Here is an 18589-nt window from a genome sequence, read left to right as displayed (position 1 = left end):
GAGCTTGTGAATCTATTGATTTTTGCGTTTTCCGACATGAGTCAAATCAAAGACTTAGGACCCGCAGAAACGTCGAAATTCGAATAGATTCACAAACTCTGAGGAGCCGCGCGCTTGCGCGGCGTCTCGAAGGACGGCCGCAGGCACTTGTGGCCCATCCTTCGAGGCTCGCCGTGAAGAACGGCGAGCACCTCAGGATGACGGAGGCGTTATAACCGATTTGCATCGCTGCAATGCAGCCGCGCTTTCCTGAACATGCCGGCTGGCGTTTCCATGCAAATGCATTAACTAACTCTCTCATTGACGGTGAGGGCGACTTGCATGGCGGCGGCTGAAGGCAATCTGCGAGTGACTCCCGCCGCTCCCGGCTGGCGCACGCCGCTAGTGATCATCATCTGCGGTTGCTTGATCGCCCTGTTGAGCTTCGGACCCCGATCAAGCCTGGGCTTTTTCGTTCAGCCGATGGGCCGGGAGTTCGCCTGGGGCCGCGACGTGTTCGGCCTCGCGCTCGCCATTCAAAACCTGTTGTGGGGACTGGGCCAGCCGGTTGCCGGCGCGATCGCCGACCGGTTCGGCGTGCTGCGCGTGATGTGCGTCGGCGCGGTTCTCTACGCCGGCGGGCTGTTCATGATGCGCTACGCCGCGACGCCGCTGTCGCTGGATATCGGCGCCGGCGTCTTGATCGGTTTTGGACTGTCCGGCTGTTCGTTCAACCTGGTGCTGTCCGCGTTCAGCAAGCTGCTGCCGCCCGAGCGGCGGGGAATTGCGCTTGGCGCCGGAACCGCCGCGGGATCGTTCGGGCAGTTCCTGTTCGCACCGTTCGGCGTCGCCATGATCGACAATTTCGGCTGGCAGGCGGCATTGACGGTGTTTGCCGTCCTGATGCTGCTGATAATACCGCTGTCGCTTGCGCTTGCTACTCCGCCGGCGACATCGGCGAACGTGCCCGCGGCGGACCAGCAGTCGTTCAGGGTGGCGCTGGCGGAAGCCTTCGGCCATCGCTCCTATGTTCTGCTGGTGCTCGGTTTCTTTACCTGCGGCTTTCAGCTCGCCTTCATCACCGTGCATCTGCCGGCCTATCTGGTCGACCAGGGCATACAAGCGCAAACCGGCGGCTGGGTGATCGCCGCGATCGGCCTGTTCAACATCATCGGTTCGCTAGGCGTCGGTTGGCTGCAGAACTTCTTTCCGAAGCGCTACATCCTGTCGACGATCTATTTCCTGCGTGCGTTGTCGATCGTCGCCTTTATCTCGTTCCCGATCACGACCTTCTCGGCGATCGTGTTCGGCGCCGCCACCGGACTGACGTGGCTGTCGACGGTGCCGCCGACGTCGGCGCTGGTGGCGCTGATGTTCGGGACGCGCTGGTTTGCGACGCTGTATGGATTCGCTTTTGTCAGCCATCAGGTCGGCGGCTTCCTCGGCGTGCTGCTCGGCGGCATCGTGTTCGAGAAATTCGGCTCCTACACGCCGATCTGGTGGCTGTCGGTGCTGTTCGGCATATTGTCGGCGCTGATCAACCTGCCGATCGTCGAGGCGCCGGTGGCGCGCCCGGTTGCGCAGCCGGCCTAGAGCGTCCAAAATCGGCACTTCCAAGAGCAAGCCTCAGGAGTGCGCGTGGGAACGTTCAAGGCGATCAGGATCGACAAGGCGGAGAAGGGCACCACCGTCGCTGTCACGCATTTCGACGAAGCCGAGTTGATGGAAGGCGATGTCACCGTCGCCGTCGAATGGTCGACGCTGAACTACAAGGATGGCCTTGCCGTCACCGGCAAGGCGCCGGTGGTACGACGTTTTCCCATGATCGCGGGCATCGATTTCGCCGGCACCGTCGGGCAGTCCTCCCATCCCGCGTGGAAAACCGGCGACAAAGTGATCTGCAACGGCTGGGGCATGGGCGAGACCCATCTCGGCGCCTATGCCGAAAAGGCCCGTGTCAAGGGCGACTGGCTGGTGCGCCTGCCGGAGGGGATGTCCACGCGGGACGCGATGGCGATCGGGACCGCCGGCTATACGGCAATGCTCTCGGTGCTGGCGCTGGAGAAACATGGCCTGACACCCAACAACGGCCCAATCGTCGTCACCGGCGCCGCCGGCGGCGTCGGCTCGGTGGCAACCGCCGTGCTGTCAAAGCTCGGCTATCACGTCATCGCCTCGACCGGCCGCGTGTCGGAAGCCGGCTATCTCAAGGATCTCGGCGCGTCTGAGGTGATCGACCGCACCGAGCTGTCAGGGCCGGCCAAGCCGCTGGCGAAGGAGCGATGGGCCGGCGGCATCGACAGCGTCGGCTCCACCACCCTCGCCAATCTCTTGTCGATGACGAAATATGGCGGGGCAATTGCCGCCTGCGGCCTTGCGGCGGGGATGGACCTGCCGTCCTCGGTGGCGCCGTTTATTTTGCGCGGAGTGTCGCTTCTCGGCATCGATTCGGTGATGTGCCCGATCGAGCTTCGAAAGGCCGCCTGGGCGCGGCTGGCAAGCGATCTCGATCACGGCAAACTTGCTGAAATCACTCAGGAAATCGGTCTCGGCGAGGTCATCGCCGCCGGCGCGAAAATCCTCGCGGGCGAGGTCCGCGGCCGAGTCGTGGTAAAAATTCTCTGACAACGTTCAGACTTTACCAACCAAGCTGCGCCAATGTCGCCATGGTTGGTATGGTAAGCAGCGGGTAAAGATGTCAACCCGCCCAGTAGGTTGGAGTTAAGCATGCTTGCGCGTTTGGTGTTGGGAGCCTCGTTAGCAGTTTCGGCCGCCGCAGCGGTGGCCGTGCCCGCGATAGCCGGGCAGACCATGAATGCCGATGAGGCCCGCAGGTTCGTGTCCGGAAAGGTGTTCGCATTCACCTGCTTCGACGGCACGCGCGGCGCAGGCCGGATTCTCGATGACGGTGGCGCCTCCGGCTCCATACAGTTCGCGGGCGCCGGCCCGATGCGCCGTGTCCGCCTTCCCGGCAATACGCTTCAGGTTCGCGGCAAGGCCGTCTGCGCGTCGCTGAAGGGCATTCCGTTCGAGCCGTGCTTCAACCTCGTCAAGAACGATGAGCGGAGTTTCCAGGGCTCGGTGTCGGGCATGGGCTTTGCGTATTGCAATTTCCGGCATCAGGGCGCCGGCCACATGCTGATGGCGCGCGCGGTGTCGCGTCCGCGTTCGCTGCATGCGCCGGAGCCGACGCGGTCGGCCGATGCATCGCGCACCGAAATATCGGCGCGCGTCGAGACGCCGCGGGTCGAAAGCGCCCGGATCGAACCGGTCAAATCGGAAGCGCAGTCCGAGCCGGCGAAGGCTGAAGCCGCACCTGAACTGCGCCGCTCGACAGACTGATGTCGCCTCGTGTCCCGGACGCGGTGCGGCATTCTTCATGCCGCTCCGCAGAGCCGGGACCTTCACGTAGACTGACCCTTCGTTACGACCGCGGCTTAGCAGCGCACCACGCCGCAAAGGCGGCGCGCTGCGCTGCATCCGGGGAACGCTGAGTCTTCGCGTGACTCTACGGCTCGGGCTGTACTGCAGGCACCGGCGGCAGCGCCGGTCGCCTGAACAGGATCCGCTGGTACAGCCAGCCGATCGGCAACAGCACCAGCCCGAGGCAAATGAACGACAACGCGCGGTAGACATCCGTCAGCGTCGAGATGTCGATCACGAACACCTTTGCGATGGTCAGCGCGATCACTATCGCGGACGCAAGCCGTGCGCGCTGCGAGTTGAACAGGATGCCGATACCGAGCAGAACGACGCCAAACGCCAGCCACGCGACCGAGTAGCTGTATTGCTCGGCGCCGGTGGTGGGGCCTCTGCTCAGTATCGGGCCGTGATAGAGCCGGCGGATTTCAAATGTGACATAAGTCAGCGCGAGAACCAGGGCGAACGCGGCGATGGTGTTGGCGTACGCGGCGCGGCGCCGTCCTGCCACCGCATAGGACAACAGTAGCGCCAGCACCGCAGGCATTGCGTAGCCGAGCAGAAGAAGGTTGAAGAATACGCCGCCGACATTGATCGGCCAGATTATCGGCGTTTCCAGCAGCATCAGGCCGAACACGCTGGCGAGGCCGGCAAACACCGTGAGCAGGATCGCGCCGACATTGTGGACGATGCTGCCGGTGCGGATTCTCAAGCGCTCCAGCCCGATCGCCATTGCCAGCGCGACGCAGACCTGCAGCGCGATCTCAACGAGGGAGGAATTGGCGTAGTAGACATTGCCGTTGTTCACGGCATGGCGGATTTCCATGAACGCCAGCAGCACGGTGAACAGGATCGCCGCCGCCTCTACCATGCGCAGCGGCGCGTCGTCGCCGCGGCGGCGCAGCAGGATGCCGGCGGTCCAGAACGCCAGCGCCGGCATGCCATAGCCCCACAGCAGCCAGTTGAAGATCGGCGTGGCGCCCACAGCGTCGCCGACGATGCGCGGCTCATATCCGATGCGCGCCATCACGATGCCGGCGAGGATTGCCGCGAGCCAGCGCAGGAACGGAATCGGCCGCTGCTTCGAAATCCACGCCGTGCCGAGCGACATCAGCGCAAGCGCGATCGTCAGCCCGCCTTTTTCCAGCGCAAAGGTTAGCGCCAGCGCGATGGCAGCTAACGTGCCGGTGGCGAACAGTGCGATCGAGATCGGCGACCCGGGCCGGTGATCGCGCTTGCTCAAGCTTTCCGTTGCCGCACCGAAGGCTGCGGCGAGCACGACGGCGAGAATCGCGAACGGGATCGAGCGATCGAGGTGCGCGATGCGGGCATAGAGCGCGATCAGCAGCGCCAGCGGTGTAAACACGGCGCAGGCCGACCATACCACCGGCACGATGGCGCTGACGGAGCGGCCCTGCGCCAGAAACCCTGCGGCGCCGAAGCCGACCGCGAAAATCGCCGCGGATATCAGATGCAACGAGACCGAGCCGTCGCTGGCGTTCGGCCCGATGCCGGGCAGGGGTCCGCCGGGCAGCACCATCATGTCCGGGTTGCCGCGTACCGCCCATTCGGCAAACACGATGAAGACGAACGCGGCAGCTGCGACGATCGCGCCGGCGGCGGCGTCGGTGCGCCATGCGACGAACAAGGCGCCGGCCACCAGCAATGCGAACGCGATCATGGCGGTGTCGGCATGAAAACTGTTCAGCACGATCATCGTCGCGCCGAGCAGATAGGCCGCGAGCGCGCCGGATGAGATCGGCTCGATGCGGCCTTGCTGCGCCGGCGGCCCGAACATGAATCCGCATACCACCAGCAGCGCCGCGAGGATAAATCCGGCTGACACGTGGAACGCGTGCGGCCCGACCATCGACGGCCCGCATTGCAGGCAGGGGAAGGTCCACAACGTCGCGAGCATGATGGTGGTGACCGCAAGCCAGCGCCACAGCCGAATGCGCGCGAGGCCGAAGGCGGCGGCAGTGACGACGGCGAGATAAAGATACAGCGCCCAGAAATCCGGCTTCTCCGAAGATACCAGGATCGGCGTCGCGAAAGCGGCGGCGATGCCGAGGCCGGCCAGCGCCGGCCCGTGCAGCAGTGCGGCGGCCAGGGTGCCCAGCGCAACCATCCCTAACAGAATGAACGCCGTCGCCGGGACGAGAAAGCCGTAAAGCGCATAGGCCGCGTAGACCGTGGCAAAGGCAACGGCGGTGCCGGCGGCGGTGAGAACCGCCGGAATATTGGCGATCGGCAGCGGCTCGATCGCGCCTAAGCTTTCCTTACGCCGGGTCCATTCGCCGGCGGCAAGCAGCGCCAGCGCAAACAGGCCGCCGAGCAACACGCGCACGCCGGGTCCGAGCAGGCCTTGCTCGATCGAATAGCGCACCATGAAGAAACCGCCCAGCGCCAGCGTCAGGCCGCCGACCCAGACCACCCAGCGGGTACCGATCCGTTCCTCGAAGCCGGGACCGGGTTGCGGCGCCGGCGCGGAAATGCCCGGTATCGGAGGCGGCGATGCCGGCGGAATCCGCGCTGCTTGTTCGGTGGGTTTGGCGCTGACTTCGTCAGTGGCGAGCGGCGCGATCGGGGTTTCGGTTGCCGGTACCGGCGGCGGCGCGACCGGCGTCGCAGCGAGCAGAGGCCCTGCCGCTTCCAGCGCGTCCAGCCGCGTGCGCAGCGCGTCGATCTGGTTGAGCGCCTTGCGCGCGAAAATAAACGCCACGATGGCAATCACGAGCGCGAAAAATTCGAACATCGGACGCTAAATCCTTTTCCTCCCACGGGCCGAGAGGCAAGCGCGCGTCAACAGCACTGCAGAATCGCTTCCACAGACCTGACACCTGTCTCTGTGTCGACGTGCGCAGGTTAAGTTCAAGCGCGGTGGGATATTTTGGTTTGTCAGTCGAGGTCGACGCGGAACGGCCGGCCTTCGATCATCATGTTGCCCGGGCCCATTTCGTCCAGCGCGCGCAGCATGCGTCCCTCGCGCCCCAGGGCCTTGTCGGCGAGGCTCACGATCAGCCGATTCGGCTGGGCGATCGGCGAGGCGGCGCGGATTTGCCGCGCGATCAGGAGTTCGTCGCGATCCGGATTGAGCGCGCAGGCCGCGGCAAAGGCGCTCGCGGTGGACCGGCTGATACCGGCATAGCAATGCACCACCAGCGGCGCGCTGCGGTTCCAGCTGCGCACGAAATTCAGCACCTGCTCGATATGGACGTCCGACGGCGCTATAAAACCATCCATGTGCTCGGTGATATCATCCATCGAGACGCGAAGATGATTGGCCTCCAGCACCGACGCCGGCCGCCGCACCTGGTTGACGTTGGCCATGACGGTGAGGATATGGCTCGCGCCCGTGGCATGGACGGTTTCCGGAAGGGCGGCGAGCGAACAAACGTGAATCATGGCGGTCCTTTGATTGGCGCGATCATAAGCCCACGCGCCGGCCGGCGAAAGCGTGCATCAACCGTGCAGCATCTCGAACCGCGCAAGGAACCGCTTCTCGGCTTTGGCGGCGCTCCACGGCGTGAGATAATCCTGCACGGTCGCCGGGGGAAGGCCGGGATCCCTGCCGAACAAGCGCTTCGCCTCGGCTTCTGCGAAGCCTGCCAGCAGCGTGGCTTCGAGATATGCCGCGCCTTTGTCGGCGGCCTTGATTTGCTGCGTGACCCCGGCGGCCAGCACCGGCGGCAATCCGAACCGGATGTGGATCGCGGATAGCAGCCGTTTTTCCACGGCCTTGTAGGCGCCGTCCAGCACCGCCTTGAACGGCGAGATCATGTCGCCGATGACATATTCCGGCGCGTCGTGCAGCAGCGCCGCGAGCCGGACCCTGACATCGACGCGCGGCATCTGCTCGCGCATGACGGTCTCGACCAGCAGCGTGTGCTGGGCCACCGAAAAAATATGCGCGCCATTGGTCTGCCCGTTCCAACGCGCCACCCGCGCCAGCCCATGGGCGATATCGGCGATCTCGATATCGAGCGGCGAGGGATCCAGCAGATCGAGCCGCCGTCCTGACAGCATGCGCTGCCAGGCGCGAGTGGAAAGGCCGGATGCGGCGCCAGCCTTCGCCATTACTTGGGATTAAGGCGCGGCACGCGCTTCTGGCCGGCGCAGTTATCGTGGCAATGACAGCTCACCAGATGATCGTTGACCATCCCCGTGGCCTGCATGAAGGCATAAACGATGGTGGGGCCGACGAACTTGAATCCGCGCCCGGCCAGTTCTTTCGAGATTTTGATCGACAGCGGTGTGGAGGCCGGCACGCTGGCGGTGGTCTTGAAATTGTTCATCTTCGGCTTGCCGCCGACAAAATCCCACAGCAATTTCGAAAAGCCGGGCCCTTCATCCATGATCTTCAGATACGATTTCGCGCTGTTGACGGCGCCCTCGATCTTGGCCCGGTTGCGCACGATACCGGCGTCGTTCATCAGCGCGTGAATCTTTTTCGCGTTATAGCGCGCGATCTTCGCCGGCTCGAAATCGTCGAAAGCGCGTCGGAAATTGTCGCGCTTGCGCAGGATGGTGATCCACGACAGCCCGGCCTGAAAACCGTCGAGAATGAGTTTTTCATACAGCGCGCGGTCGTCATATTCCGGCACCCCCCATTCGGTGTCGTGATAGGCCATATAGAGCGGATCCTCGCCCGGCCACGGACACCGCACCAGGCCGTCGGCATGCAGGCGCGCTGCTCGGCTCATGCGACCGTCTTCTTTGGCGCCGGCCGGACTTCGTCCGGATCGGTAAGACGGATCGTAATGCCGCCCGCCGTCAGCGGCGTTCCGGCGTCGAGCGCGTCGGCGGCGCGGTCGATTCGCAGCAGTCCCAATCCCATGCCACCAGCCGACGAGCCCATGGTGCCCACCGGCTTGTCGCCGGCGACGATGGCAACTCCCGCCTCCGGCGGCGCGTCGTCGAGGATCAGGCGCACCGTGCGGGTGCGCGCGGTGCCGCGATGCTGCATCCGCGACACCACTTCCTGCCCGACATAGCAGCCCTTGTCGAAATCGACGCCGTGCAGCCGGTCCATGTTGGTTTCGTGCGGGAACGCATCGCCATACATGAAATCGACGCCGCCGCGCGGCGCGCCGCAGGCGATGCGATTGATATCATAGACCGTGCTGTCGACGAGGTCGGCCGCAATCAGGTTTGCGACTTTCGGGGCGAGTTCCGCCGGGATCAGGATGCGCCAGCCAAGCTTTTCGTTGCGCGGATCGGCAAATGTCAGGTCCGGTTTGATGGCAGGCTCGCCTTCCCATACCGCGAGCACGCCGAGACTGTCGGTCAGATTCTCAACGCTTACCTTGGCGCGCAATTTGTAAAACCCCAGCTTGTCGGCGAGTCCCTGCGCCAGCGCACGCGGGCAGTCGATCAGGAAGCCGCCGCCGTGGCCCGAGGGCGCTTCGGTGATCAGAAAATCCACCACGATCTTGCCCTGCGGCGTCAGCAGCGCCCCGAACCGGCCGAGGCCCGGCCGGATCAGGCCGACATCGGTGGTGACGAGGCCATTGAGAAAATCGCGCGCGGCCTCGCCGCCGACTTTGATTACGCCCCGGTCCGCTAGAAATGCCGCTTTCATATCAAGTTCTCTGGGGAAACGTCGGGGCTGGATATCACATTGCAACGTAAGCCGCTAAAGTGCTGGTAACAAGGGCTGCGACCGGGCTTTAAGGGAACGATGACAACCACATTTGACACGATTCTAAAATCCGGCACCGTCGTCAATCAGGACGGCGAGGGCATCCGCGACATCGGTATCGCCAATGGGCGAATCGCCGAGATCGGTTCGCTCGGCGCGGCCCGCGCGGGCGAAATCATCGATTGCAAGGGCCTGCACATCCTGCCCGGCGTGATCGACACCCAGGTGCATTTCCGCGAGCCGGGCCAGACCCACAAGGAAGACCTGGAGACCGGATCGCGCAGCGCGGTGATGGGCGGCGTCACCGCGGTATTCGAGATGCCGAACACCGATCCGCTCACCATCAACGCGCAGAATTTTGGCGACAAGATCAAGCGCGGCCGCCACCGCATGCACTGCGATTTCGCGTTCTTCATCGGCGGCACCCGCGAAAATGTCGATGACCTGCCGGACCTGGAACGCGCGCCCGGCTGCGCCGGGGTAAAAGTGTTCATCGGCTCCTCCACCGGCGCGCTGCTGGTCGAGGATGACGAAAGCCTGCGGCGTATCTTCAAGGTGATCCGCCGCCGCGCCGCGTTTCATGCCGAGGATGAGTACCGTCTGAATGAGCGCAAGCATCTGCGGGTCGAGGGCGATCCGCGCTCGCATCCGGTGTGGCGCGACGAGACCGCGGCGCTGCTGGCGACGCAGCGCCTGGTGAGCCTGGCGCACGAAACGGGAAAACGCATTCACGTGCTGCACATCTCCACCAAAGAGGAGATCGAGTTTCTCCGTGACCACAAGGACGTCGCTTCATGCGAGGCGACGCCGCATCATCTGACGATGGCTGCACCGGAATGCTACGATCGGCTCGGCACCCGCGCGCAGATGAATCCGCCGGTGCGCGACGCCAGCCATCGCGACGGCATCTGGCGCGGCATCGCGCAGGGCATCATCGACGTGCTCGGCTCCGATCACGCGCCGCATACGCTGGAGGAAAAGGCAAAGACCTATCCGGCCTCACCCTCGGGCATGACGGGGGTGCAGACGCTGGTGCCGCTGATGCTCGATCACGTCAATGCCGGAAAATTATCGCTGGCGCGCTTCGTCGATCTCACCAGCGCGGGACCGGCGCGGTTGTTCAATATCGCGTGCAAGGGCCGGATCGCCGCCGGCTATGACGCGGATTTTACCATCGTCGATCTCAAGCGCACCGAGACCATCACCAACAAATGGGTCGCCTCGCGCGCGGGCTGGACGCCCTATGACGGCGTCAAAGTGACGGGCTGGCCGGTCGGCACGTTCGTGCGCGGGCGGCGGGTGATGTGGCAGGGCGAACTGCTCACGCCATCGACCGGCGAGCCGGTGCGGTTTCTGGAGACTCTGAAGGCTTGATGTCGCGTGCACAGCACCGCAACACCTACAGCAGTCATCACCCGGCTTGACCGGGTGACCCAGTACGCCGCGGCGTTAGTTCAGACCACCGGCGTCGGTGATTACTGGTTCCCCGCTTTCGAGTTTGTGAATCTATTCGAATTTCGACGTTTCTGCGGGTCCTAAGTCTTTGATTTGACTCATGTCGGAAAACGCAAAAATCAATAGATTCACAAGCTCTTTCGCGGGGATGACAGTTGGGCCTATTGCTTCGCCAGCGTGATCGAAAACTCGCCGTTGCGGACGCGGACGGGCAGGCCTTCGACGAATTTTGCCACCGCGTCTTCGCCGTAGGTGCCGACCAGCTCGGCGAAGGCGGCGAACAGGCTGGCCTGCGCGAGGCAGTCGCCGTCGACGCCATCGTGCCGGGCTTCCGCCCAGGCTTCGTTGAGATAGCCGAGCGCGGCCTGCTTCTGTTCGTGATCGTGCAACGGAGCGCGGGCGGTCGTGAACGCTGGATGGCTCATGAAACTCGACAGACTTTACGTGCGCGATCCACTGCGGAGCGCGCGAACCGCCGAGGTTTAGCATGAGGAGCGAACCGGGCTAGGCAGTTCTTTAGGAAAGGTTAACAGCGCGGATTCAGATTGTTCTAGTTGGCGTAGCGCGCCGTCAGATCCCTCGATATCCGCGAGCCTTCCTCGATATAGCGGCGGATCGCGACGGAGGCCGCGGGGGTGCAGGTCCGATAGGTCTGCTGGAACCCATTATAGCCGCGGTTGAAGCCGGCGATCATGCGCGCGCGGCGATCGCCGGAGGGTGTTTCGGCGTCGATCAGCGCTTGCATTTCGTTGCGCCATTTCGGGCCTTCATTGGTGCCGCAGATGCCGCGCAAATAATGCAGGGTGCCGAGGATTTCAGCCAGCCGCTGCAGGTCGCCGTCGAACGGCGCGGCGGCGTCCTGGGCCCGTGCCGGGCCGAGGTTGCATGCCGAAATCACGATGAGGGCTGCGAGAAAATGTTTCAGCATGAAGCGGTCCAGGACCGGCGTGATATGCCTTTTCAATGCGATGGAAGCAAGGCGCGCCGGCTGGACCTGTATTTCCAGGTAAATCGCGCTCAGATCGCGATCAGGCGCCGGGCCGACTGGATGACTTCCCTGAGGCCTCCTGTCAGCTTCAGATCGCCCAGCTCATCTGGCGGCAGCCATTTGAAATCGTCGAGCTCGTCGTTCAGGACGGGCTCGCTGGCAAGCCAACGCGCCGCGAATGACATGATCAGATAGTGTCCGCCTCCGGTTGGACCCGGAACTACCTCGCGCCATCCTGCCAGATCCACGATCTCGATCTTGAGCGAGGTTTCTTCGTCCACTTCCCGGTGCAGGGCGGCGTGCAGCGTCTCGCCGAATTCCACCCGGCCTCCCGGCAGCGAATAAAACCCCTTGGCCGGAGATCGCGCCCGCCGAACCAGCAGGACCTTGCCATCGCGAAAAATGGCGGCGCTGACGGCGATCTGCGGCCGGGACAGCGGCTCTGGCGGGTTCACCGACATCAATGCGTCATGATGTAGTCGACATCGGCTTCGGCGCCAGACTGGATTCCCTGGCCATTGATGATGCCGCCGGCCAGCGTCACCAGCGGCTTGACCCAGCCGGTGGCCTGCTCGGCCAATCTGGCGCGGGTCTTGTCCTGCCGGGCCTGGCGCATCGCCGTCCCCACCGCGGTCAGGATCGAGGTCATGGCAGAGGTTATGCTGTCGAACTCGCCGCGAATCCTGGAATCCGCCGAATCATAGGCCGCAATCGCCAGCTCGCGCGCCCTGAAATTGGAGGCGGCGAAATGCTCGCGATAGGACAGCGGCCGCCAGGTCAGGAAATCCTCGGCGCAATCGGGCATATCCGGAATCATTTCCAGCAGCATGATGGCCTCGTTGAAATGATTCAGGTAGTCGGTGGCAAGTCCGGTGCGGGGGTTGATGTTGGCGGCCCGCAATTCGGCGGCCCGCGCGGTCTTCCCGGCGTCCTTGCGCGATGGCTCGGAAACGATGTGCGCTGTCTTTTGAGTTGTCTTGGACGCCGTTGATGTCATCGGCCGCAGTGTTGATGGTTGGGGTTAAAAGGTGCTGAACGGGCGCCTATCTGGATGGCACAATGTGCGGACGTTTTGTACTTACCTCGGCGCCGGAGGCCCTGCGCCGGCTGTTCGGCTATATCGAGCAGCCGAATTTTCCCCCGCGCCACAATATTGCGCCAACCCAGCCGGTTCCCGTGGTCATCATCGAGAACGGCGTCAGGCGTTTTCATCTGATGCGCTGGGGTTTCATCCCGGCCTGGGTCAAGGACCCCCGCGGCTTTGCGCTGCTGATCAATGCCCGCGCCGAGACGGTCGTGGACAAGCCGGCGTTCAAGAACGCGATCAAACGGCGGCGCTGCCTGATCCCGGCGGACGGCTGGTACGAATGGCCGCCATCGGAGGCGCGCAAGCGGCCGTATTTCATCCATGCCTGCGATGGCCGGCCGTTCGGCTTCGCCGGCCTTGCGGAAACCTGGATCGGCCCCAACGGCGAGGAACTCGACACGGTCGCGATCGTCACCACGGCGGCCGGCGCCGATCTCGCCGTGCTGCATCCGCGCATGCCGGTGACGATTGCGCGGGGTGATTTCGACCGCTGGCTGGATTGTTCGAATGATGATGTCGAGGCCGCGCTGCCACTGCTGACCGCACCCGAGGAAGGCGAATTCGTCTGGCATCAGGTGTCAACCAGGGTCAACCGCGTCGCTAACGATGATGCGCAACTGATCTTGCCGATCTCGGCAGAAGCGGCGGCTGCTGAGGAGGCACAGCCGGTGAAGAAAGCCGTGCAACGCAAACCGGTGGCTGCGGCATCGGACGATGACGAGCAGGGGTCGCTGTTTTGACTCGTCATGCCCGGGCCTGTCCCGGGCATCCACGTCTTTCTTATCGATGGTCTGTAAGACGTGGATGGCCGGGACAAGCCCGGCCATGACAACTACCGAAAAATGTTCAGCGCCGCATATTGCAGCAGCATGATGGTCTTGGCATCCGCGATGCGGCCGTCGGCGACCATGGCCAGCGCCTCGTCGATCGGCAGTACCAGCACTTCGATGTCCTCGCCTTCGGAGGCGATGCCGCCGCCGCTGCCGACCTGCATGCCCGGCTGATATTCCGCGACAAAGAAATGGAGTTTTTCGGTGACCGAGCCAGGGCTCATGAAGGCCTCGAACACTTTGCGGATTTCGCCGAGCCGGTAGCCGGTTTCCTCTTCGGCCTCGGCGCGAATCCGCACCTCCGGAGATTCATCGTCGAGCAGTCCCGCCGCGGCCTCGATCAGCAGATCGTCATGGCCGTTGACATAGGCCGGATAGCGGAACTGCCGAACCAGCACCACCGTGCGCTGTGCAAGGTTGTAGGGCAGCAGCGTGGCGCCGTTGCCGCGATCATAGGTCTCGCGATGCTGCGTCTGCCACGCGCCATTGGCGCGCCGCCATTCGAAGGTGGTGGTTTTCAGCACATAGTGGTTGTCCGACAGGACACGGACGTCCTTGATGCGGATGCGGTCGGAGACTGTCATGATTGCCTTTCGCAGACCGGTAGGGTGGGCAAAGCGAAGCGTGCCCACCAATCAAGCATACAATTCGTTGAGGCATAGCGGTGGGCACGGCGCGAATGCGCCTTTCCCCACCCTACAACACCTTGCCGGGATTCATGATGCCAAGCGGGTCCAGCATCGCCTTGATGTCGCGCATCAGCTCGATCGCGACCTTGTCCTTTACGTCAGGCAGTTCGTCGCGCTTGAGCACGCCGATGCCGTGCTCGGCGGAGATCGAGCCGCCCATCCGCAATACGATGGCAAACACGGCGGCGTTGACCTCATGCCATCGGCCGAGAAAATCCGCGGTGTCGGCGCCAACGGGCTGGCTGACGTTGTAATGGATGTTGCCGTCGCCGAGATGGCCGAACGGCACCGGCCGCGCGCCGGGCATCAATTTTATCACCGCCGCATTGGCCTCCGCGATGAAATCAGGCACGGCTGCGACCGGCACCGAGATGTCGTGCTTGATCGAGCCGCCTTCCGGCTTCTGCGCCGCACTCATCTCGTCGCGCAGCTTCCAGAAGGCGCTGCGCTGGCTCAGATTGGCCGCGATCACGGCGTCGTCAACAATGCCATCTTCCATGCCGCGCGCGAGTATAGCCTCCAGCGTGGCGCGCGCGTCGTCACGCGACGACAACAGCTCCATCAGCACATACCAGGGATACCTTGATGACAGCGGATGCCGCACGTCGATGCCGTGGCGGACGCTGAAATCGACGGCGATATCGGCAAGCAGCTCAAAACTGGTGAGGCTGCCGGCGGCCTCGTCTCTCGAAATCTCCAGCAGTTTTAGCGCATCGGCCGGCGATTTGAGGCCGGCGAAGGCGGTTTCCACCGCGCGCGGCTTTGGAAACAATTTCAGCGTCGCCGCGGTGATGATGCCGAGCGTGCCTTCGGCGCCGATGAACAGGTTGCGCAGATCGTAGCCGGTATTGTCCTTTTTCAGCTTCGACAGGCCGCCCAGAATACGGCCGTCCGCCAGCACCACCTCAAGCCCGAGTGCCATCTCGCGCGCCACGCCATAGGCCAGCGCCGCGGTGCCGCCGGCATTGGTGGAGAGATTGCCGCCGATGGTGCAGCTGCCTTCGGCGCCGAGCGACAGCGGGAACAGCCGGTCAGCGTCCGTGGCGCGCTGCTGCGCATTCTGCAGAATTACGCCGGCCTCGCAGGTCATGGTGTTGGACGCGGTGTCGATCTCCCGGATCTTGTCCATCCGCCGCATCGAAATGACGACCTCGCCGTTGTGCGGGGTCTGGCCGCCGACCAGGCCGGTATTGCCGCCCTGCGGCACCAGCGCGATTCCGTGTTCGGAAGCGAGTTTGCAGATCGCGGAAACTTCCGCGGTCAAGCCGGGCCGCAATATCAAGGGCGAGTGCCCGTGAAACAGGTTGCGCTCCTCGGTGACATAAGGCGCGATGTCGTTAGCATCCGTCACCGCATATTTGTCGCCGACGATGGTCTTGAAGCGCGCGATCAGTTCGGGCGACAGCGGCGGTGGCTGGACGATGTTCATCTCTGTCTCTTACGTTTATTCCCGCCCCACCGCGGCACGGCGCAGCCGGTCGTTGATGGCCTCGCCGAGCCCGTGATGCGGCACCGGCATCACCGCGATGGCGCGCACACCCTTGGTATCCAGGGCGCGAAGATAGCTGAAAAGATTGGCGGCGGCCTCATTGAGATCGCCGCGCGCGGACAAGTTCATCACGATGGACGCAGCCTCGACTCCCGATATGGCGTGCGGGCCGAAGGCGAGCAATGCCTCGCCGGCCTCGATCCGGTCGGCATTGAGCCTGACCTTCGTGCGCGGTGCGTAATGCGAGGCCAGCATGCCCGGCGCCAGCGGCTGACCGGAATCGCTGTCCGCGTCGTCAGGCGGCTGCAGCAGCGTCCTGCCCAGCACCCGCTCGATCTCGGCGCGCGGCACGCCGCCGGGCCGCAGCAGCGTCGGCGCGTCGAAACATCCGACAATGGTGGATTCGACGCCGACCTCGACCGCGCCGCCATCGATGATGAGGTCGATTCTCCCGGCAAGGTCGCTCGAGACATGCGCGGCCGTGGTCGGCGAGACATGTCCGGAGAGATTGGCCGACGGCGCCACCACCGGCCCACCGAAGGCGCGCAAGATCGCGCGCGCGATCCGGTGCGCGGGAACCCGGACCGCGATGGTGTCGAGGCCGGCGGTGGCGAGATCGGCCACCGCGCAGCCGGGCGCCTTTGCCAGCACCAGCGTCAGCGGACCCGGCCAGAACGCCTGCGCAAGCAGGACGGCCTGCGCATCGAAATGGGCGATCCGCTGCGCCGCCGCGAGACCGCCGACATGGGCGATCAGCGGATTGAACGCGGGCCGGCCCTTGGCCTCATACAGCCGCGCGATCGCCGCCGCATTGCCGGCGTCGGCGCCGAGCCCGTACACCGTCTCGGTCGGGAACGCGACCAGCCCGCCATCCCGCAAGGACCGCGCGGCGTCGGCCACCGCGGCCTCGTTTGCGGGCAAAATAGCGGTCGTCAGGCCCACATTCATGGGATTTGCGTCCTTAATTCATCGTCTTGCGGTGTGCGAAACCCAAGGCTATAAGCCGCGTTCTTGTCGGAGTGTGGCTCAGCCCGGTAGAGCACTGCGTTCGGGACGCAGGGGTCGCAGGTTCAAATCCTGCCACTCCGACCATTTTCCCGGCGATATCATGGCAGTTTCGGTGCAAATGCTTATCCGGCAGCTTGGTAGCCGAGATGCCGCTCCGCGTCCATGCCACAGCCGCGCGATTGCAGCACCGGGATAGCCGATGGCTGAAGCGACCAACAGAAACCTCAGCGTCTCGCTTTCCACGATTTTTTCCGCATGGCACGATCCGGCTGCGCGCATATTGAACGTCGATCTCCTGACGGTGATGATCGCGATATGTCTGCCCTGGTCGACATCCGGCGTCGCTATTTTTGTCGTGCTGTGGCTCGCCGCACTTATCCCGACACTCGAATTGCGGCCATTTCTGCTTTCCCTGAAACGGCCGGTCTCAGCGATTCCGGTGGCGTTCTTCGCCTTGGCGGTTGCTGGAATGCTGTGGTCGGACGCCGCGTGGAGCGCTCGCCTTTATGCGGTGGGTCCCACGGCAAAATTGCTCGCACTGCCGCTGCTGTTTTATCATTTCGAACGCTCCGACCGCGGCATATGGGTTTTTGTGGCCTTCCTGGCATCCTGCACGCTGTTGATGGCGACCTCCTGGGCAGTCGCATTTGAACCCGATCTGACGCTCAAGCCGGAAGCTGCAGGGCGCGGAATCTTCGTCAAAAATTATATCGATCAAAGTCAGGAATTTGCACTGTGCGCCGTGGCGCTTGCCTATCCGATCATGGAGTGTATTCGAACCAACAAGATATGGCTCGCCGTGCTGCTCGCGTTTGCGGCCTTGGGTTTCGTGACGAATATGATTTTCGTGGTCTCTTCGCGCACCGCATTGGTTACCTTGCCGATCATGCTTGCGATATTTGCGTTTAGTTATTTGCGTTGCCGAACCGTGATTCTTGCGTGCTGCGCGGCTGCAGTAGTTGCGGCGGCCACCTGGACCGCGTCTCCGAGACTACGCACAACGGTTTCGACATTTATTTCCGATTATCAGCACACAAAACTTCAAAACAATCCCACCGGATTGGGCTCGCGACTGGAGTATTGGCAGAAATCGCTGGAGTTTTTCCGCGATGCTCCCGTGATCGGACACGGCAGCGGAACCATACAAGGCCTGTTCGAACGGGCCGCGATCGGCGAAACCGGCGCCCAGGCTGAAGTTGTCAAAAACCCTCACAATCAGACATTGAACGTTGCAGTTCAGTGGGGCACGGTCGGCATCCTCGTGCTCTACGCAATGTGGCTGGTCCACCTGCTGTTGTTCAGGGGGGACGGTCTGGTGTCCTGGATCGGATTGCTGACCGTCATCCAAAATGTGTTCACCTCGCTGTTCAATTCGCATTTGTTCGATTTCGTCGAAGGCTGGATCTACGTTCTGGGCGTCGGAATAGCCGGCGGCATGACGCTGGGAGGCCGGGGATCGCATGGCGCTGCCGCCTGGACCAATTCATGCCTGCGGGATGTCGGCAGGCTGATCGCAACGCGCAATGGACGTTGGTTCAGGCCGGCAGCATCGACGGTTCTGGTGATGATCGCGGTGATTGCGGCTGCGGTGTTTGGCCTGCTGTTTTACTGGAAGCACGTCAGGGCGCCTCAGCCGGATACGGCGTTGGCGCAAGAGATCAGGGCGGCGGGTACGGCGCTGGAGAAATATCGCGCGGCGCAAGGTGCATATCCGGTTTTTGAAGGTCCGCTTGTCGACGTAAAAAAGCGGCTGGCCGGGCATGGATATTTCACGCCGGAAGCCGGCGGTTTTCCAACCGTCGACAGCGAGGCGGTTTATTATTCCTACAACGGAAAGAGCTACGGCCTTTTGTTTCATATCGACCGCAACAGCGACAATCCATCCGGTACTGAATGTGTGGTTCAGGTTGGCCGGTCGTTCATGCGTGGGTTCCTGGTCGGGCCCGTCTGTCCGCATTAAAGGTCGCGCCAATGAGTTTTGAGCTGGTTGCGAGCTGGCGGGG

General features: G+C 63.4%; 18 protein-coding genes and 1 tRNA gene. 7 read left to right on the top strand and 12 right to left on the bottom strand.

The window, feature by feature from the left end; genetic code table 11:
• Positions 1–321 precede the first annotated feature (321 nt).
• The 3 genes from VGP39_RS17365 to VGP39_RS17355 all read left to right on the top strand — a co-directional run bounded on the left by VGP39_RS17365 (position 322) and on the right by VGP39_RS17355 (position 3321).
• Positions 322–1572 carry an MFS transporter gene (locus tag VGP39_RS17365; protein ID WP_327569335.1) on the top strand — a complete coding sequence of 417 codons (1251 nt, stop codon included), beginning with the start codon at positions 322–324 and terminating at the stop codon, positions 1570–1572.
• Positions 1573–1617: 45 nt separating this feature from the next.
• Positions 1618–2604 (top strand): MDR family oxidoreductase, encoded by a 987-nt coding sequence (locus VGP39_RS17360; protein ID WP_327569334.1) that lies wholly within the window; start codon positions 1618–1620, stop codon positions 2602–2604.
• A 102-nt stretch (positions 2605–2706) separates the two neighbouring features.
• Positions 2707–3321, top strand: a complete 615-nt coding sequence (locus tag VGP39_RS17355) for a hypothetical protein (protein ID WP_327569333.1) — start codon at positions 2707–2709, stop codon at positions 3319–3321.
• Positions 3322–3487: 166 nt separating this feature from the next.
• Here VGP39_RS17355 and VGP39_RS17350 read toward each other — a convergent pair whose 3' ends face one another.
• The 5 genes from VGP39_RS17350 to VGP39_RS17330 all read right to left on the bottom strand — a co-directional run bounded on the left by VGP39_RS17350 (position 3488) and on the right by VGP39_RS17330 (position 8980).
• Entirely contained in the window at positions 3488–6154 is a 2667-nt protein-coding gene (locus VGP39_RS17350; RefSeq protein WP_327569332.1) for a DUF2339 domain-containing protein, read from the bottom strand.
• Positions 6155–6297: 143 nt separating this feature from the next.
• Positions 6298–6804: a tyrosine phosphatase family protein gene (locus VGP39_RS17345; protein WP_327569331.1), complete on the bottom strand. Its 507-nt coding sequence runs from the start codon at positions 6802–6804 to the stop codon at positions 6298–6300.
• Between the two features lie 57 nt (positions 6805–6861).
• A complete protein-coding gene (locus tag VGP39_RS17340) occupies positions 6862–7476 on the bottom strand; it encodes an HD family hydrolase (RefSeq protein ID WP_327569330.1) in 615 nt (204 codons plus the stop codon).
• Complete coding sequence (locus VGP39_RS17335; protein WP_327569329.1) at positions 7476–8102, bottom strand: DNA-3-methyladenine glycosylase I; 627 nt, start codon at positions 8100–8102, stop codon at positions 7476–7478. The genes VGP39_RS17340 and VGP39_RS17335 overlap by 1 nt, the downstream gene beginning before the upstream one ends.
• A complete protein-coding gene (locus VGP39_RS17330; RefSeq protein ID WP_327569328.1) occupies positions 8099–8980 on the bottom strand; it encodes a folate-binding protein in 882 nt (293 codons plus the stop codon). The genes VGP39_RS17335 and VGP39_RS17330 overlap by 4 nt, the downstream gene beginning before the upstream one ends.
• A gap of 99 nt (positions 8981–9079) precedes the next feature.
• Between VGP39_RS17330 and VGP39_RS17325 the strand changes: the two genes are divergently transcribed.
• The gene (locus VGP39_RS17325) at positions 9080–10414 is read left to right on the top strand and encodes a dihydroorotase (protein WP_327569327.1); all 1335 of its coding nucleotides are present in this window, start codon (positions 9080–9082) and stop codon (positions 10412–10414) included.
• 242 nt (positions 10415–10656) lie between these two features.
• On the opposite strand, the gene VGP39_RS17320 is transcribed toward VGP39_RS17325, so the two are convergent.
• From VGP39_RS17320 to VGP39_RS17305, 4 genes are all read right to left on the bottom strand, one after another.
• Positions 10657–10920, bottom strand: a complete 264-nt coding sequence (locus VGP39_RS17320; RefSeq protein WP_327569326.1) for a hypothetical protein — start codon at positions 10918–10920, stop codon at positions 10657–10659.
• Positions 10921–11045: 125 nt separating this feature from the next.
• A complete protein-coding gene (locus tag VGP39_RS17315; RefSeq protein WP_327569325.1) occupies positions 11046–11423 on the bottom strand; it encodes a TIGR02301 family protein in 378 nt (125 codons plus the stop codon).
• Between the two features lie 89 nt (positions 11424–11512).
• The gene (locus tag VGP39_RS17310) at positions 11513–11944 is read right to left on the bottom strand and encodes an NUDIX hydrolase (protein ID WP_327569324.1); all 432 of its coding nucleotides are present in this window, start codon (positions 11942–11944) and stop codon (positions 11513–11515) included.
• The gene (locus VGP39_RS17305) at positions 11944–12480 is read right to left on the bottom strand and encodes a hypothetical protein (protein ID WP_327569323.1); all 537 of its coding nucleotides are present in this window, start codon (positions 12478–12480) and stop codon (positions 11944–11946) included. Before VGP39_RS17305 ends, VGP39_RS17310 begins: the two co-directional genes overlap by 1 nt.
• A 62-nt stretch (positions 12481–12542) precedes the next feature.
• Between VGP39_RS17305 and VGP39_RS17300 the strand changes: the two genes are divergently transcribed.
• Complete coding sequence (locus VGP39_RS17300) at positions 12543–13310, top strand: SOS response-associated peptidase (protein ID WP_327569322.1); 768 nt, start codon at positions 12543–12545, stop codon at positions 13308–13310.
• A 92-nt stretch (positions 13311–13402) separates the two neighbouring features.
• Here the strand turns inward: VGP39_RS17300 and VGP39_RS17295 are convergent, their stop codons facing one another.
• The 3 genes from VGP39_RS17295 to VGP39_RS17285 form a co-directional block, all read right to left on the bottom strand.
• Positions 13403–13984, bottom strand: a complete 582-nt coding sequence (locus tag VGP39_RS17295) for an NUDIX domain-containing protein (RefSeq protein WP_327569321.1) — start codon at positions 13982–13984, stop codon at positions 13403–13405.
• Between the two features lie 112 nt (positions 13985–14096).
• Positions 14097–15518: an FAD-binding oxidoreductase gene (locus VGP39_RS17290; RefSeq protein ID WP_327569320.1), complete on the bottom strand. Its 1422-nt coding sequence runs from the start codon at positions 15516–15518 to the stop codon at positions 14097–14099.
• Between the two features lie 15 nt (positions 15519–15533).
• Entirely contained in the window at positions 15534–16526 is a 993-nt protein-coding gene (locus tag VGP39_RS17285) for an L-threonylcarbamoyladenylate synthase (protein ID WP_327569319.1), read from the bottom strand.
• Between the two features lie 67 nt (positions 16527–16593).
• Between VGP39_RS17285 and VGP39_RS17280 the strand changes: the two genes are divergently transcribed.
• Positions 16594–16670: transfer RNA gene (locus VGP39_RS17280), tRNA-Pro, on the top strand.
• Between the two features lie 115 nt (positions 16671–16785).
• Positions 16786–18546, top strand: coding sequence for an O-antigen ligase family protein (locus VGP39_RS17275; protein WP_327569318.1), 1761 nt, complete (start codon positions 16786–16788; stop codon positions 18544–18546).
• The last annotated feature ends 43 nt before the right edge of the window (positions 18547–18589 follow it).

The sequence above is a fragment of the Bradyrhizobium sp. genome (genome assembly GCF_036009065.1).
In the GTDB taxonomy this organism is placed as follows: Bacteria; Pseudomonadota; Alphaproteobacteria; order Rhizobiales; family Xanthobacteraceae; genus Bradyrhizobium.
Note: the sequence above shows the minus strand (reverse complement) of the source record. Positions and strands in the feature narration are given on the sequence as shown.

Coding starts and splice junctions, on each gene's coding strand:
- VGP39_RS17285 (WP_327569319.1), bottom strand. CDS start 16,526: ATGAATGTGGGCCTGACGACCGCTATTTTGCCCGCAAACGAGGCCGCG.
- VGP39_RS17340 (WP_327569330.1), bottom strand. CDS start 7,476: ATGGCGAAGGCTGGCGCCGCATCCGGCCTTTCCACTCGCGCCTGGCAG.
- VGP39_RS17330 (WP_327569328.1), bottom strand. CDS start 8,980: ATGAAAGCGGCATTTCTAGCGGACCGGGGCGTAATCAAAGTCGGCGGC.
- VGP39_RS17325 (WP_327569327.1), top strand. CDS start 9,080: ATGACAACCACATTTGACACGATTCTAAAATCCGGCACCGTCGTCAAT.
- VGP39_RS17320 (WP_327569326.1), bottom strand. CDS start 10,920: ATGAGCCATCCAGCGTTCACGACCGCCCGCGCTCCGTTGCACGATCAC.
- VGP39_RS17290 (WP_327569320.1), bottom strand. CDS start 15,518: ATGAACATCGTCCAGCCACCGCCGCTGTCGCCCGAACTGATCGCGCGC.
- VGP39_RS17295 (WP_327569321.1), bottom strand. CDS start 13,984: ATGACAGTCTCCGACCGCATCCGCATCAAGGACGTCCGTGTCCTGTCG.
- VGP39_RS17305 (WP_327569323.1), bottom strand. CDS start 12,480: ATGACATCAACGGCGTCCAAGACAACTCAAAAGACAGCGCACATCGTT.
- VGP39_RS17335 (WP_327569329.1), bottom strand. CDS start 8,102: ATGAGCCGAGCAGCGCGCCTGCATGCCGACGGCCTGGTGCGGTGTCCG.
- VGP39_RS17310 (WP_327569324.1), bottom strand. CDS start 11,944: ATGTCGGTGAACCCGCCAGAGCCGCTGTCCCGGCCGCAGATCGCCGTC.
- VGP39_RS17315 (WP_327569325.1), bottom strand. CDS start 11,423: ATGCTGAAACATTTTCTCGCAGCCCTCATCGTGATTTCGGCATGCAAC.
- VGP39_RS17300 (WP_327569322.1), top strand. CDS start 12,543: ATGTGCGGACGTTTTGTACTTACCTCGGCGCCGGAGGCCCTGCGCCGG.
- VGP39_RS17350 (WP_327569332.1), bottom strand. CDS start 6,154: ATGTTCGAATTTTTCGCGCTCGTGATTGCCATCGTGGCGTTTATTTTC.
- VGP39_RS17345 (WP_327569331.1), bottom strand. CDS start 6,804: ATGATTCACGTTTGTTCGCTCGCCGCCCTTCCGGAAACCGTCCATGCC.
- VGP39_RS17365 (WP_327569335.1), top strand. CDS start 322: ATGGCGGCGGCTGAAGGCAATCTGCGAGTGACTCCCGCCGCTCCCGGC.
- VGP39_RS17275 (WP_327569318.1), top strand. CDS start 16,786: ATGGCTGAAGCGACCAACAGAAACCTCAGCGTCTCGCTTTCCACGATT.
- VGP39_RS17355 (WP_327569333.1), top strand. CDS start 2,707: ATGCTTGCGCGTTTGGTGTTGGGAGCCTCGTTAGCAGTTTCGGCCGCC.